At 61.0% G+C, this 14,213-nt stretch carries 13 protein-coding genes and 4 pseudogenes; 10 read left to right on the top strand and 7 right to left on the bottom strand.

The features are described 5' to 3' along the window. Positions 1-96: 96 nt before the first annotated feature. A pseudogene (locus tag LVW35_RS29100) lies at positions 97-918 on the bottom strand (cache domain-containing protein); the annotation flags it as partial. A gap of 74 nt (positions 919-992) precedes the next feature. Next, entirely contained in the window at positions 993-2,312 is a 1,320-nt protein-coding gene (locus tag LVW35_RS09760) for a Na+/H+ antiporter family protein (RefSeq protein WP_233896441.1), read from the bottom strand. Between the two features lie 261 nt (positions 2,313-2,573). Between LVW35_RS09760 and LVW35_RS29095 the strand changes: the two are divergent. Both LVW35_RS29095 and LVW35_RS29090 read left to right on the top strand, forming a co-directional pair. Continuing rightward, positions 2,574-3,863 (top strand): annotated as a pseudogene (locus LVW35_RS29095) (HAMP domain-containing protein); the annotation flags it as partial. A gap of 348 nt (positions 3,864-4,211) precedes the next feature. Continuing rightward, positions 4,212-4,721 (top strand): annotated as a pseudogene (locus tag LVW35_RS29090) (methyl-accepting chemotaxis protein); the annotation flags it as partial. Between the two features lie 24 nt (positions 4,722-4,745). Here LVW35_RS29090 and LVW35_RS09750 read toward each other — a convergent pair. From LVW35_RS09750 to LVW35_RS09735, 4 genes are read right to left on the bottom strand one after another with little or no spacing between them, the layout of a single operon-like run. Next, a complete protein-coding gene (locus tag LVW35_RS09750; protein ID WP_233895104.1) occupies positions 4,746-6,065 on the bottom strand; it encodes a sensor histidine kinase in 1,320 nt (439 codons plus the stop codon). Beyond that, a complete protein-coding gene (locus LVW35_RS09745; protein ID WP_233895102.1) occupies positions 6,062-6,730 on the bottom strand; it encodes a response regulator transcription factor in 669 nt (222 codons plus the stop codon). Before LVW35_RS09745 ends, LVW35_RS09750 begins: the two co-directional genes overlap by 4 nt. Then, positions 6,730-7,041 (bottom strand): PepSY domain-containing protein, encoded by a 312-nt coding sequence (locus LVW35_RS09740; protein ID WP_233895101.1) that lies wholly within the window; start codon positions 7,039-7,041, stop codon positions 6,730-6,732. Before LVW35_RS09740 ends, LVW35_RS09745 begins: the two co-directional genes overlap by 1 nt. Further along, positions 7,041-7,343 (bottom strand): PepSY domain-containing protein, encoded by a 303-nt coding sequence (locus tag LVW35_RS09735; protein ID WP_233895100.1) that lies wholly within the window; start codon positions 7,341-7,343, stop codon positions 7,041-7,043. The genes LVW35_RS09740 and LVW35_RS09735 overlap by 1 nt, the downstream gene beginning before the upstream one ends. Positions 7,344-7,500: 157 nt before the next feature. Here LVW35_RS09735 and LVW35_RS09730 point away from each other — a divergent pair, with 157 nt between their 5' ends. Then, positions 7,501-8,580 (top strand): patatin-like phospholipase family protein, encoded by a 1,080-nt coding sequence (locus tag LVW35_RS09730; RefSeq protein ID WP_233895099.1) that lies wholly within the window; start codon positions 7,501-7,503, stop codon positions 8,578-8,580. Between the two features lie 58 nt (positions 8,581-8,638). Here the strand turns inward: LVW35_RS09730 and LVW35_RS09725 are convergent, their stop codons facing one another. Then, entirely contained in the window at positions 8,639-9,100 is a 462-nt protein-coding gene (locus LVW35_RS09725) for an anti-virulence regulator CigR family protein (protein WP_233895098.1), read from the bottom strand. A 307-nt stretch (positions 9,101-9,407) separates the two neighbouring features. On the opposite strand from LVW35_RS09725, the gene queD reads away from it, so the two are divergent. The 7 genes and pseudogenes from queD to codA all read left to right on the top strand — a co-directional run bounded on the left by queD (position 9,408) and on the right by codA (position 14,207). Continuing rightward, entirely contained in the window at positions 9,408-9,764 is a 357-nt protein-coding gene (gene queD, locus LVW35_RS09720; RefSeq protein ID WP_233895097.1) for a 6-carboxytetrahydropterin synthase QueD, read from the top strand. Between the two features lie 128 nt (positions 9,765-9,892). Beyond that, positions 9,893-10,267, top strand: coding sequence for a hypothetical protein (locus tag LVW35_RS09715; protein ID WP_233895096.1), 375 nt, complete (start codon positions 9,893-9,895; stop codon positions 10,265-10,267). After that, entirely contained in the window at positions 10,264-10,461 is a 198-nt protein-coding gene (locus LVW35_RS09710) for a helix-turn-helix transcriptional regulator (RefSeq protein ID WP_016980040.1), read from the top strand. Before LVW35_RS09715 ends, LVW35_RS09710 begins: the two co-directional genes overlap by 4 nt. Positions 10,462-10,589: 128 nt before the next feature. After that, positions 10,590-11,213 carry an NUDIX hydrolase gene (locus LVW35_RS09705; RefSeq protein WP_233895095.1) on the top strand — a complete coding sequence of 208 codons (624 nt, stop codon included), beginning with the start codon at positions 10,590-10,592 and terminating at the stop codon, positions 11,211-11,213. Positions 11,214-11,399: 186 nt separating this feature from the next. Further along, positions 11,400-12,668, top strand: coding sequence for a cytosine permease (gene codB / locus LVW35_RS09700; protein WP_233895094.1), 1,269 nt, complete (start codon positions 11,400-11,402; stop codon positions 12,666-12,668). Positions 12,669-12,692: 24 nt separating this feature from the next. Beyond that, positions 12,693-12,944, top strand: a pseudogene (locus LVW35_RS09695) (PucR family transcriptional regulator); the annotation flags it as partial. A 27-nt stretch (positions 12,945-12,971) separates the two neighbouring features. Further along, positions 12,972-14,207: a cytosine deaminase gene (gene codA, locus LVW35_RS09690; RefSeq protein WP_233895090.1), complete on the top strand. Its 1,236-nt coding sequence runs from the start codon at positions 12,972-12,974 to the stop codon at positions 14,205-14,207. Positions 14,208-14,213 lie beyond the last annotated feature (6 nt).

Raw genomic sequence — 14,213 nt, 5'->3', positions numbered from 1 at the left:
CTCGGAGCGCTGGGCCTGATCGGAAACCTGGCTGACCAGGCCGGTGAGTTGGGTGGTCATTTCGGTGATCTGGCGCACCAGACCGTGGATCTTGTCGACAAAACGGTTGAACGCCCCCGCCAAATCGCCCAGCTCGTCCTGGCTGGTGATGGCCAGGCGGCGGGTCAAGTCACCTTCGCCGGCGGCAATGTCGTCGAGGTTGGCTTTCATCAAGTGCAGCGGACGCAGGATGGTATTGGCCAGCAGCATACCGACGGCAGCGATCACCAACAGCACCACCACGGCCACGCCGAGGATGCTCAGCAGCACGCCTTCCATGCGTTTTTGCACCTTGGCCTCGACCACCGCCACCTGGGCTTCGATGCCGTCCAGGTTCACCGAGGTTCCGATGACCATGTCCCACTTCGGCAGGTATTCGGTGTAGCCCATCTTGGGCACCAGTTCGGTCTGGCCCGGCTGGGTCGAGCTGTATTGCAGGTAGTGGGTGCCGTCCTTGCCGACCTTGACCAGGTCACGGTTGACGTACACGCCGTTGGGGTCGCGATTGTCCTTGAAGCTCTTGCCGACGCCATCGGGGCTGTTGCCCTTGAACAGGCGGATGGTCTCGGAGTCGTAGCCGAAGAAGTAACCGTCCTTGCCGTAGCTGGTGTTGGAGAGCAGCTTGACCACCTCGGCACGCGCGGCGGTATCGCCAGGCGCCGCCGCGTCGTAGAGCGGCTTGATGGTGCTCATGGCCACTTCGACATAACTTTGCAGGGTGGCCTTGGCGTCGTTGAGCAGGCGCTGGCGGGTTTCATCCACCTCGTTGCGCGCCTGCCCCTGCAGGATCCACACCGTGGTCAGGCTGATGACCACGGCAAACAACAATACCGGCACTACAGCGAGGGACAGGACTTTGGCCTTGAGGCTCAGACGCATGACTTTTTTCTCTCTTATAAGTGGCGACTTGAGAGGTTAACGGCCAATTGCGCAGATTCTGTAGGACAACCCTGTCAGAGGGTCATGGCGGCCAGCCAGCCGAATGCCAGCAACGGAAGGTTGTAGTGCAGGAACGTCGGCACCACGGTGTCCCAGATATGGTGGTGCTGACCGTCGACATTCAGGCCGGAGGTCGGGCCGAGGGTGGAGTCCGAGGCCGGCGAGCCGGCATCTCCCAGCGCACCGGCCGTGCCGACGATGCATACGATGGCCATCGGGCTGAAGCCCAGTTGCACGCACAGCGGTACAAAAATCGCGGCCAGGATCGGCACCGTGGAAAACGACGAACCGATACCCATGGTCACCAAAAGCCCCACCAGCAACATCAACAGCGCCCCCACCCCACGGTTATGGCCGATGAAGGCCGCCGAGGTTTCCACCAGCGAGCGCACGTCGCCGGTGGCCTTGAGCACTTCGGCAAAGCCCGACGAGGCGATCATGATGAAGCCGATCATGGCCATCATCTTCATGCCTTCGGTGAACAGGTCGTCTGTGTCGCGCCAGCGCACGATGCCCGACACCGAGAAAATCAGGAACCCGGCCAAGGCGCCGATGATCATCGAGTCCAGCCACAACTGGATGATGAACGCCGAGGCAATCGCCAGGCCGGCCACCAGCAGAGTCAACGGGTTGTACTGCACCGCCACCTGCTCGACCCGCTCGATTTTCTCCAGGTCGTACACGCGCTTCTTGCGGTAGCTGATAAACACCGCCACCAGCAGGCCCACTACCATGCCCAGCGCCGGCAAGCTCATGGCGTGGGTGACGTTGACCTGACTGATGTCCACACCGCTCTTGGCCACATTGGCCAGCAGGATCTGGTTGAGGAAGATATTGCCAAAGCCCACCGGCAGGAACATGTAGGGCGTGATCAGGCCGAAGGTCATCACACAGGCGATCAGTCGGCGGTCCAGTTGCAGCTTGGTCAACACGTAGAGCAGCGGCGGTACCAGCAATGGAATGAACGCGATGTGGATCGGCAGGATGTTCTGCGACGCAATCGCCACCACCCACAGCAGGCCGATCAACAGCCATTTGACGTGACTGCCGCCGGTAGATTCCTGGCGATCCACCAGCAGCAGCGCCTTGTCGGCCAGGGCGTGGGCCAGGCCGGATTTGGCAATCGCCACGGCGAAAGCGCCGAGCAAGGCGTAGGACAACGCCACAGTCGCCCCCCCGCCCAAGCCACCGTTGAAGGCTTTGAGCGTGGCGTCTATACCCAGGCCACCGGTGAGTCCGCCCACCAGCGCGCCGACGATAATGGCGATGACCACATGCACGCGGGACAGGCTGAGCACCAGCATGGTGCCGACCGCGGCAATGACTGCGTTAATCATGGTTACCTCAAGCAGAACAACATAAAAAACAGGCACGCCCGCGCCCAGGCGGCCATCGGGTGGCAGCCAACGTGCAGGCTTGAAGGAGGTCTTATTAGAGGGCGCGCACTTTGCCGGACGCAGGTTCACATGTCAAAAAACGAACCTTGTAGCAAGCTCGCTCACCACAAAAGCAGGTTTAAATTGATCGTTTGAATAAAGAAAAACCGGCGTCGGCCGATAACACAGGCCTATGTGTTTTCAGGTAAGGATGTACCGATGTCGCTTAGGCCGCTCTCCATTCAATGGAAAATCACCCTGCTCGCTGGCCTCTGCCTGCTGGGAATCGTGACCCTGCTGGTGGGTCTGTCGCTGTATCGCATGGAGCAGAGTTCGCAGCAGGTCAAGGCGTCCAGCATGCAGATGCTGGATGAAGCCGCCCAGGCGCGCATCGAGGCCCAAGGCGAGGTGCAGGCGCTGGGCATCCGCCGCCAATTCATGGACGCCTATCAGTACGGCCATGGTTTCTCCCGCCAGGTATTGTTCCTGCGTGAGCAGGCCGAGAAGCGCTTTCTCGACGCCTTTGACACCCGCGAAGACCTGACCCGCCAGGTCAAGGCCGCGTTGCAGGCCAACCCGGATTTGCTCGGCCTGTCCCTGGTATTCGAAGCCAACGCCCTGGATGGCAAGGATGAATTGTTCGCCGGCCAAGCCGAACTGGGCAGTAACGACAAGGGCCGCTTCGCCCTGTATTGGTCGCAGCCCACCTCCGGCAAGTTGGAGTCGATGGCGTTGCCGGAAAGCGACATGTCCGACACCCGCGTCGGCCCCAGCGGTGAAAAAGCCAACGCCTGGTTCACCTGCCCACGCACCACGCTCAAGCCGTGCGTGATCGAACCGTACTTCTACAAAATCAACGGGCAAAACGTGCTGATGACCAGCATCGTCTTCCCGTTGATGGTCAACGGCAAAGTCATCGCCTCGCTGTCGGTGGACATCAACCTCAACAGCCTGCAGGCCGTGAGCCAACAAGCGAGCCACAAGCTATACGACGGCCAGACGCAGGTCAGCATTCTCAGCCCCACCGGTCTGCTGGCGGGCTACAGCCCCGATGCCGGCAAGCTCAGCCAGCGGCTGGACCAAGTCGACACCGCTAATGGCGCACAGTTGATCAGCGCCCTGGCAGGCAGCACGCACATTCGTAGCCTGCGCACTGACCATCAACTGAAGGTGCTGGCGCCGTTCGCGCCGATCCCCGACGGAAAGTCGTGGGGCGTGTTGCTGGATGTGCCGGAGAAAGTCCTGGTCGCCCCCGCCGAAGCACTGAAGGCACAGCTGGATGCCGACAACGCCAAGGGCACCCTGCTGGAACTGAGCCTGGGCTTGATTGCCGCCGTGATCGGCTTGATCCTGGTATGGCTGATGGCACGCAGCGTGACCCGGCCGATCCTCGGCGTGGCGCACATGCTCGAAGATATCGCCAGCGGCGAAGGCGACCTGACCCTTCGCCTGGCCTACGACAAGCAGGACGAGCTGGGCCAGCTGGCCGGCTGGTTCAATCGCTTCCTCGACAAGCTGCAACCGATCATCGCCGAGGTGAAGCGCTCGGTGCAGGACGCCCGTGGCACCGCCGACCAATCTGCTGCCATTGCGACTGAAACCAGCGCCGGCATGGAGCAGCAGTACCGCCAGGTCGATCAGGTGGCCACCGCCTCCCATGAAATGAGCGCCACCGCCCAAGACGTAGCCCGCAGCGCTGCCCAGGCCGCGCAAGCCGCACGCGATGCCGACCAGGCCACCCGCGACGGCCTGACGGTGATCGACCGCACCACCCGCAATATCGGCGAATTGGCGGCGGATATGAGCACGGCCATGAGCCAGGTCGAAGGCCTGGCGGCCAATAGCGAGAAAATCGGCTCGGTGCTGGAAGTGATTCGCGGCATCGCCGAGCAAACCAACCTGCTGGCCCTTAATGCCGCCATCGAGGCCGCCCGCGCGGGTGAAGCCGGGCGTGGGTTTGCGGTGGTGGCCGATGAAGTGCGCAACCTGGCGCAGCGTACCCAGGAATCGGTGGAAGAAACCCGCGTGGTCATCGAGCACCTGCAAAGCGGCACGCAAGAGGTCGTCGGCTCCATGGGCAACAGCTATCGCCAGGCCCAGGGCAGTGTCGAACAGGTGGGGCAAGCCGTGACGGCCCTGCGCCAGATAGGTGATGCCGTGACGGTGATCAGTGACATGAACTTGCAGATCGCCAGTGCCGCAGAAGAGCAAAGCGCGGTGGCCGAGGAGATCAACAGCAACGTGGCGACCATTCGCGATGTGACCGAGTCGCTGTCCGAACAAGCGAATGAATCGGCGCGGGTGAGCCAGGCGTTGAACAGCCTGGCGAATCAACAGCAGGGGTTGATGGATCAGTTCAGGGTGTAACAGCCGATTGTCGGAGCGACAGGCTTATCCCTGGCGCTTCGGCAATTCGACCAGCACTTTCAGCCCGCCCGACTCGCTTTCCTGCAACTGCAGCACCCCGCCCCACACCTCGACGATGTCCCGCACGATGCCCAACCCCAGGCCATGTCCTTGGGTCTGTTCATCCAGGCGCGTGCCACGGCTGAACACCTGGTCACGCTGGGTTTCGGGAATACCGGGACCATCATCTTCTACCGCCAACAAGTAGCTGTGCTCGGCTTCGGTGACGGTCAAGCGCACCTCGGCATCTGCCCACTTGCAGGCGTTATCCAAGAGGTTGCCGAGCAGCTCCAACAGGTCTTCACGATCCCAGGGCAGTTGCAGGCCGGGCGCGGCGTGGTAGCTCAGATCCAGGTGTTCGCCATGGATCATATTGAGGGTGGCGAGCAGGCCGGGCAGTTCTTTTTCGCAATCAAACAGCGCGCCTGGCAGGGTTTCCCCGGCCAGGCGTGCTCGGTTGAGTTCGCGATTGAGGCGTTGTTGCACATGCTCCAACTGATCACGCAACAGCCTGCTCAGCTCGGGATGCTCCTTCAGCGCGTCGTTCGACGCAGCACTCAGCAACACGGCCAACGGGGTCTTGAGGGCATGGCCGAGGTTGCCCAAGGCATTGCGCGAACGCTTGAGACTGTCTTCGGTGTGGGCCAGCAGGTGGTTGATCTGCGCCACCAGCGGTTCCAGCTCCAAGGGCACCTGGGTGTCGAGTTGCGAACGCTGGCCCTGTTGCAGTTGAGCAATCTGGTTGCGCGCGGTTTCCAGCGGACGCAAGGCGCGGCGCACGGTGAGCCTTTGCAGGACCAGCACCAGCAGCAGCGCCGCCAGCCCCAGCACCAAACCGATCTGACGCATGAGCTGGAAGCTCTCCCGCACCGGGGTGTAGTCCTGGGCGACGCTGATGGAGATCGACTGGCCAAAGCGTTTGTAGTCCGAACGCAGCACCAGCAGTTGCTGGCCTTCCGGCCCCAGTTGCAGATTGCCCTTGATCCCGGCTTCGGGCAGGCGCGGCAGCTCCTGGTCCCACAGCGAGCGGGACCGCCAGTGGGTATCGGCAAAGTCGATGCGGAAGTAATGCCCGGAAAACGGACGCTGATAGGCTGGCGAAAGACGATGTTCATCCAACTGAACGCCACTGGGTCCACGCACCAGCGCCACCAGCAGGTTCTCGGCGTCGTTGCGCAAACCGGCTTCCAGATAACGCTGCAAACCGGCTTCGAACAACCACAAGCTGATTTGCGCCAGCACCACGCCGACGATCACCATGACACTGACCAGGCCGAGGCTCAGGCGTCGCTGGATCGACTTCATGCAGGGCTGGCGCCAAACCGGTAACCCTGGCCGCGCCGGGTCTCGATCACGCTGCGGCCCAATTTGCGGCGCAGATGGTTGACGTGGACTTCCAGCACATTGGAGTCGCGCTCGGTTTCACCGTCGTACAAGTGTTCGGCCAGGTGGTTTTTCGACAGGATCTGTTCGGGATGCAGCATGAAGTAACGCAACAGACGGAATTCGGCGGCGGTCAGCTGGATCTCTGCGCCATCGCGCAGCACGCACTGGCGGCCTTCATCCAGGTGCAGGCCGGCGGCGTGCAAGGTGGGCTGGTTGACCTGGCCGTGGGAGCGACGCACCAGTGCTTGAATGCGCAGGTACAATTCCTCGGGGTGAAACGGCTTGCTCAGGTAATCATCGGCGCCGGCCTTGAGCCCTTCGATGCGCTCAGCCCAGGAATCGCGGGCTGTGAGGATCAGCACCGGAGTGGCCAGCGCGGCGGCACGCCATCGTGCCAATACCTCGAGCCCAGGCAAACCGGGCAGACCGAGGTCGAGGATGATCAGGTCATAGGGTTCACTACGCCCCTGGTACGCGGCATCGCGACCATCGGCGAGCCAATCGACGGCATAGCCCTGGCGTTGCAGCCCGGCCAGCAGTTCATCGGCCAGGGGGACGTTGTCTTCCACCAAGAGCAGGCGCATCAGTCTTCCTCGTCTTTGATCAACACACCGGTGCGGGCGTCCAGCTTGATCTCGCGCACCACGCCTTCAGTGGTCACCAGTTCCACTTCATAGGCATATTGGCCGTGCTTCTTTTCCAGTTCGGCTTCCAGCAGGCGGGAACCCGGATGACGCGCCATGGCCTGATGCAACAGATGCTCCAGGGGCAGAATCACCCCCTGCTGGCGCAGCGACAAGGCTTCATCCTGGTTGAGGTCGCGGGCCGCCAGGCTGGAGCAAAATGCCATGAGCACCAACGCCACGCGACTGCCAGCGCGTAAATTTACCTTCATTACGTATCCTGATGATTCTTGAGAACCTGCCCGGAGAGCGCGTCCAATTCAACGTCCCATTCGATGCCGTGGGCATCCTCCAACTCGACCTCGTAGACGTACCTGCCATAGGACTCGTCCAGGTCGGTGTCCAGTAATGTCGAACCGGGATGCAGGGCCAGGGCCGTGGCTTCCAGTTGATCGAAGGCGACAATAGTAACAGTGGCCGGCACTTTCAGTGGCTTGTCGGGGTCCACGGCTTGGGCCTGGGTCGCCGTGAAAGCGATGATACCGGTGGCAACCAGCGCGGTGAGGCGCTTCATGATAAGTCTCCATTACAGGATGTTTTCCTACGCCGATCACCGTACGCGTTGCAACTTAACTGAAACTGAATTGCCACCATGGCAATTCCAGCCAAGGCCTTTTCCAACATCCCACGAGATTTTCTATACTGCCCCGCTCGCTCCCACTGAGACCGGTATGACAGCCATCCACATCAAGTTTTCCGCCCTGACGCTCAAGGCCGGCAAACGCGCCTTCACCCGTATTCGTGAGCAAGGCCTCGAACCTGCCGACGTCGGCATCCTGCCGGGTGCGGCCGGTGGCCCCAAAGCGCTGGGCATCCAGGGCCTGGACCTGGCGCTGTTCGGTGGCTGGCTGCCTCGTGCCCAACGGGAACGGGCACTGATCGGGGCGTCCATCGGTTCCTGGCGCTTTGCCAGTGCCTGCCTGCCCGACCCAGTGCAAGGTCTACTGGACCTCGGGCGTCTGTACAACGAACAGCGCTTTGCCAAAGGCGTGACCATGGCCGAAGTCAGCCAAAGCTGTCAGCGCATGCTCGACGACCTGCTGGCCGGCCGCGACGCCAGGGTGCTGGACAATCCGCACTATCGCCTCAACATCATGGTGGTCAAAAGCCACGGCCTGCTTGCCGATGACCATCGTGGCCGCCTCGGGTTGGGCTTGTCGTCGGTGATCGCCGATAACCTGCGCGGCCGCGCGCGACTGTCGCGGCACTTCGAACGACTGATCATCCATGACCCTCGCCAGGCGCCACCGGTGCATCCCTTGAAGGATTTCCCCTCGCGGTTCCTCAGCCTGGAACTGGGCAACCTGCGCCAGGCGCTGCTGGCGTCGGGCTCGATCCCCATGGTGATGCAGGGCGTGCGCGATCTACCGGGCGCGGGCGCCGGCACCTACCGTGACGGCGGCCTGTTGGACTACCACCTCGACCTGCCCTACCACGGCGATGACATTGTGCTGTACCCGCACTTTACCGACCGGGTCATCCCCGGCTGGTTCGACAAAGGCCTGCCATGGCGGCGCAGCAACCAACAGGGGTTGCGGGATGTGTTGTTGCTGGCACCGTCCAAGGAATATCTGGCCCGCCTGCCTCACGGCAAACTCCCGGACCGCAGCGACTTCAAGCGCTTCATGGGTGACGATCCGAGCCGCAACAAGTATTGGCAGACCGCAATGAGCGAGAGCCAAAGGCTGGGCGACGAATTCCTGGAACTGGCGGATAACGGGCAGCTGGGCGAGCGCTTACAGCCCCTTTGATCCAGCGGCATGCGCACCGGCGGATCAAACTGTCATTCTTGAATGAGCGGATACCGCTTCAATCGAATGCTCCATTGAGCACCTCGTAAATTAAGCCGGAAGCAATTGCCACAAGAATCAGGTCAGTGCCCGCCTGCTGCCATTCATAGCCGTCGTAATGGGGCAGCCTGCCCAGCAACCGGCCATCCAGCTTCTTGGCGATGCCTGGAGGAAGAGGCTTTCCTCGGGCGAGGTTCTTTTGTATCCCTGGTGGCAGTGATGGACCTGGCCGCCAATAGTCACGATAGCCACCAAGCACTCCCAACACACCGGCTCGGTCAATACTGGGACCATGACTCCAATCGCCGCCGCTGGAACCTTTCCCCTTGTTACTCTGGTTGCCATGCCCTTGGCCGCCCTGGGAGTTACCTTTTCCATTGCCCTGCCCCTTGCCATTGCCTGGGTCGGCCAGCGCTGTCACTGAGCCTATGGCCAACGCAAGACAGGTAACGGCGACTACAAGTGGGCGAGTTTTTAACATGACCGTGTTCTCCGAAAGGGAATACTCCTTTAAAGATAGACGGTATTTTCCACCTACTCTCTACCTTCGGAGAGCGGCGCCTCAGGGCAGATCAAGAAGGAAAAAGCCTGCGGCCACTGTGACACCCACATTCTCTGGCCGGAAACAGGTTAGAATAGGCCCCAATTCGGTCGCCTGGCGCCATTCGGCGATTGCTGAAGGGATGACCTCACTCACGCCCGGTAACGACCAATCAGTCCATTGATCAGTACACTGGCGACTGACAATTATCCCAAAGCAACGCAACACAAGCCCTACAGGTCACACCGTGGAAATCTTCAAAGAGTTTACCTTCGAATCCGCCCACCGCCTGCCCCACGTACCGGAAGGCCACAAATGCGGGCGCCTGCACGGGCATTCGTTCAAAGTCGCGATCCACCTGAGCGGCGACCTGGATCCCCGTACCGGCTGGATTCGCGATTTCTCGGAGATCAAGGCGATTTTCAAGCCGCTCTATGAACGCCTCGACCACAACTACCTCAATGACATCCCAGGCCTGGAAAACCCGACCAGCGAAGTGCTGGCCAAGTGGATCTGGAATGAATTGAAACCCCTGCTGCCTGAGCTCAGTGCGATTCGCATCCACGAGACCTGCACCAGCGGCTGCATCTATCGCGGCGAGTAAGCGACTGCGTCCATAAAAACCACCTTTCGGGTGGTTTTTTTGCGCCTGGCATTCCCCCATGTAAAGCAGCCTTGACACCTCAATGACCTGTGCTTAATGTAAAGTACCCTTTACTTACGGAGATGGCTATGTCGGTCAAACGCTTCTTGATGGAATTCGCGGTGACAATGCTGGCGTATATGGTGTGCGTCGTGGTTTCCAGCGCATACATGTCGTCCATGCCCAACGGCGCCGGCAGAATTGCCCTGGCTTTGCTGCCAGTCATTCCGATGATCGCGATGGCGATTGCGATCATCCGTCGGCTGAACGCCATGGATGAAATGGGCCGCAAAATCCAGTTGGACGCACTGGCCGTGGCCTTTGTGTGCACGGCACTGACAACCTTCAGTTACGGCTTCCTGGAAACCGCTGGCTTCCCACGGCTGTCGGCCTTTATGGTGTGGCCGATCATGGGCGGCGTCTGGTGCGTCGCCACGATCATCGGCACAAGGCGCTATCAATGAACAACCTGATGCGCCAGTTGCGCTCGGAACTGGGTTGGTCCCAGGCCGACCTCGCCGAGCGCCTGGGGGTGTCGCGCCAAACCGTCAACGCTATCGAGACCGGCCGCTACGATCCAAGCTTGCCCTTGGCGTTCAAGATCGCCAAGGTGTTCGAACGGCCTATCGAAGGCATCTTCGAAGCGCCGGCAGACTGATCGAATGTCCAGAGGAGCCCGCTGCAATGATGCGCCCCGCGACTGCTGCTGATTATGTTGAGCCCCACCGGGCCGAAGAACATGGCCCGCGGCGTGTGTACATGACCAAGCAACTCCAGGAGTAACCCATGGAAAACACCTGGCTGGCCCAGGCCAAACGCTTGCAGGCGTTGGCGTCCACAGGGCTGCACTTTTGTACCGATGATTTCGAGCGCGAACGCCTGGAAGAGATTGCCGAGATTGCCCACAGCATGCTCGCGCAATTGGGTAATGTGCCGTTGGAGCGTATAACCGGGTTGGTCCCCGATTTTGCCAAACGTTATTCGACGCCGATGATCGACGTGCGCGGGGCGATCATCGAAGGCGACCGGATTCTGCTGGTACGTGAATTGACCGATGGCTGCTGGGCGTTGCCGGGCGGTTATGCCGATATCGGTTTGTCGGCGGCGGAAAACATCGTCAAGGAGATTCGCGAGGAAGCCGGACTGACGGTGACGGCACGGGCCCTGTACAGCGTGACGCACAAGGCCAAGGGCTTGTACCGGCCGGATGTGCGCGATTTCTATAAGCTGTACTTCCTGTGTGAACCGGTAGATCAGTCGGCACCGATGGCGGGGTTCGAGACCACCGAAGTGGGCTTTTTTCGCATGGATGAGCTGCCGCCGCTGTCCCGGGGACGCACCATCGAGAGTGATCTGGAGGCCGCATTCGCCTACCACCGTGGCGAGACCACCCAGACGCTGTTCGACTGATCCAATTTGTATCACTGCTGCACCGCTTTCGTGCCCGATTGGGCACAGTGACATGCCTTCGACGTTTCTCCGCGGTTTGGCTATAAATACTGTGCACGGTGCAGCGCTCGTTGTGCGCTCCTCACTGCCGCCGGTTTGGCACGCGCGGTGCAATAGGCCTGCGTCACTCATTCAGGAGCAAGGCACATGACGCAGCAAGAACCGGGCAATGATTACCCCCTCAGCGAAGTCCCGATGCATGCGCGCAAAGGCCTGGCGTCCACCGCCATGGTGCTGCTGGGCTTTACCTTTTTTACCGCAACCATGTTTGCCGGCGGCAAGCTGGGGGTGGCGTTCAGTTTTACCGACATGCTCGGCGTCGTGGCCCTGGGAAACCTGCTGTTGGGTATCTACGCCGCCGGCCTGGGCTACATCGCCTTCAAGAGCGGGCTGAATTCGGTGTTGATGGGGCGCTTTTGCTTTGGTGAAGTGGGCAGCAAGCTCAGTGACTTGATCCTCGGCTTTACCCAGATCGGCTGGTACGCCTGGGGCACCGCCACTGCCGCGGTGGTGCTGGGCAAATATTTCGGACTGGGCCAGGGCAGCGTATTGGCATTGATGGTGCTGTTCGGCTTGGTGTTCTGCGCCACGGCCTACATTGGTTACCGAGGGTTGGAAATTCTGTCCTACCTCGCGGTGCCGGCGATGGGCATCCTGTTGTTTCTGTCGATGTGGGTGGCCACAGTGAAAGTCGGCGGGCTGGATGGATTGCTGTCGGTAGTGCCGAGCGGTGAGCTGGACCTGTCCACCGCGATCACCCTGGTGTTCGGCACCTTTGTCAGCGGTGCGACCCAGGCCACCAACTGGACGCGTTTTTCGCGCTCAGCCAAAGTGGCGGTACTGGCGAGCCTGATCGGCTTCTTCATCGGCAATGGATTGATGGTGCTGATCGGCGCCTACGGTGCCATCGTCTATCAGCAGCCGGACGTGGTTGAAGTGTTGCTGCTGCAAGGCTTTGCCATGGCGGCGATGGCCATGTTGCTGCTCAATATCTGGAGCACCCAGGACAACACGATCTACAACTTCGCCGTGGCCGGCTGCAACCTGTTGCGCACCAAACGTCGCAAAACAGTCACCCTGGCCGGCGCCGTGATCGGCACCTTGCTGGCGCTGCTCGGTATGTACGACCTGCTGGTGCCCTACCTGATTCTGCTGGGTACGGTGATCCCACCGATTGGCGGCGTGATCATGGCGGACTTCTTTTATCGCTATCGCGGCCACTACCCGCGCTTGGCGGACGCACGCCTGCCGGCGTTCAACTGGCCGGGGTTGGTAGCCTATGCCGTAGGTACTGTGCTGGCGTTCAACTCGCCTTGGGTCGCGCCGTTGGTGGGTATCGTCGCCGCCTCGCTGACCTACATCGTGCTCAGCGCCGTACTACGCGGGCGTGCGCCTTTGGCTGATGCCCAGGCATGAGCTTGACCAGGCGGAAAACAGTGGAATTGCCGAGTGGGTGTTCGGCCCCTGCTGCGCCACGACCTGCATCATGGCCCCAGCCTGATGCCCACCTTGGAAGCCTGGTTTCACGAGAATGGTAACCTTGTGGCCGCCGTCCAGCGGCTGGCCGTGCACCGTAATACATTAATGCACCGTGTCCAGCGCATCGAAGCCCTGTGGGGGCTGACCCTGGATAACGCTTATGATCGCCTGGACATCGGCATCGCGCTGATGATCTGGCGGCTGTCTGCCTGATTGTTTTTAGCCAAGAGGAACTTGCCCATGCACATCATCAACGCCCGCCTGCGCAACCGTGAAGGCCTGCATGATCTGCACCTGGAACATGGCCGGATCGCCAGCATTACTGCACAAACGACAGCACCGGTACTGGCCTCTGGCGACCTGGACGCTGAGAGCAACCTGGTGATCCCGCCGTTTGTCGAACCGCATATCCACCTGGACGCCACCCTGACCGCCGGCGAACCCCGCTGGAACATGAGCGGTACGCTGTTCGAAGGCATTGAATGCTGGGGAGAACGCAAAGCCACCATCACCCGGGAAGACACCAAGACCCGCGCCAAAAAGACTATCCAGGCTCTCGCCGCGCACGGCATTCAACATGTGCGCACCCACGTCGACGTCACCGACCCGGACCTCACCGCGCTCAAGGCGATGCTGCAAGTACGCGAAGAGAGCGCGCACCTGATCGACCTGCAAATCGTCGCGTTCCCCCAGGAAGGTATCGAGTCGTACCGCAACGGCCGCGAACTGATGGAAGAAGCCATCCGACTGGGCGCCGACGTAATCGGCGGCATTCCCCACTTTGAATACACCCGCGACCAAGGCGTGAGTTCAGTGAAGTTCCTGATGGACCTGGCCGAACGCACCGGCTGCCTGGTGGACGTGCACTGCGACGAAACCGACGACCCGCATTCGCGCTTTCTCGAAGTGCTGGCCGAAGAAGCCCGCAGCCGCGACATGGGCGCCCGCGTCACCGCCAGCCACACCACAGCCATGGGCTCCTACGACAACGCCTACTGCGCCAAACTTTTCCGCCTGCTGGGGCACTCGGGGATCAGCTTTGTCTCCTGCCCCACCGAGAGCATCCATCTGCAAGGTCGCTTCGACAGTTTCCCGAAACGCCGAGGCGTCACCCGGGTCAATGAACTGCTGGAGGCCGGTATGAACGTGTGTTTCGGCCAGGATTCCATCGTCGACCCTTGGTACCCCTTGGGCAACGGCAACATCCTGCGGGTGCTGGAAGCCGGTTTGCACATCTGTCATATGCTCGGCTATCGCAACCTGCAAAGCGCCCTTGACCTCGTCACCGACAACAGCGCCAAGGCCATGGCCCTGGGTGAACGTTACGGCCTGGAACCTGGACGACCGGCCAACCTGTTGATCCTCTCGGCAGACAGCGACTACGAGGTCATTCGCAGTCAAGGCCTGCCGCTGTACTCGATCCGCAACGGCAAAGTGTTGATGAAGCGTCAACCGGCACAAGTGGAATTTGTGTAAAGACGT

The organism is Pseudomonas sp. HN11 (assembly GCF_021390155.1).
GTDB lineage: Bacteria > Pseudomonadota > Gammaproteobacteria > Pseudomonadales > Pseudomonadaceae > Aquipseudomonas.
Note: the sequence above shows the minus strand (reverse complement) of the source record. Positions and strands in the feature narration are given on the sequence as shown.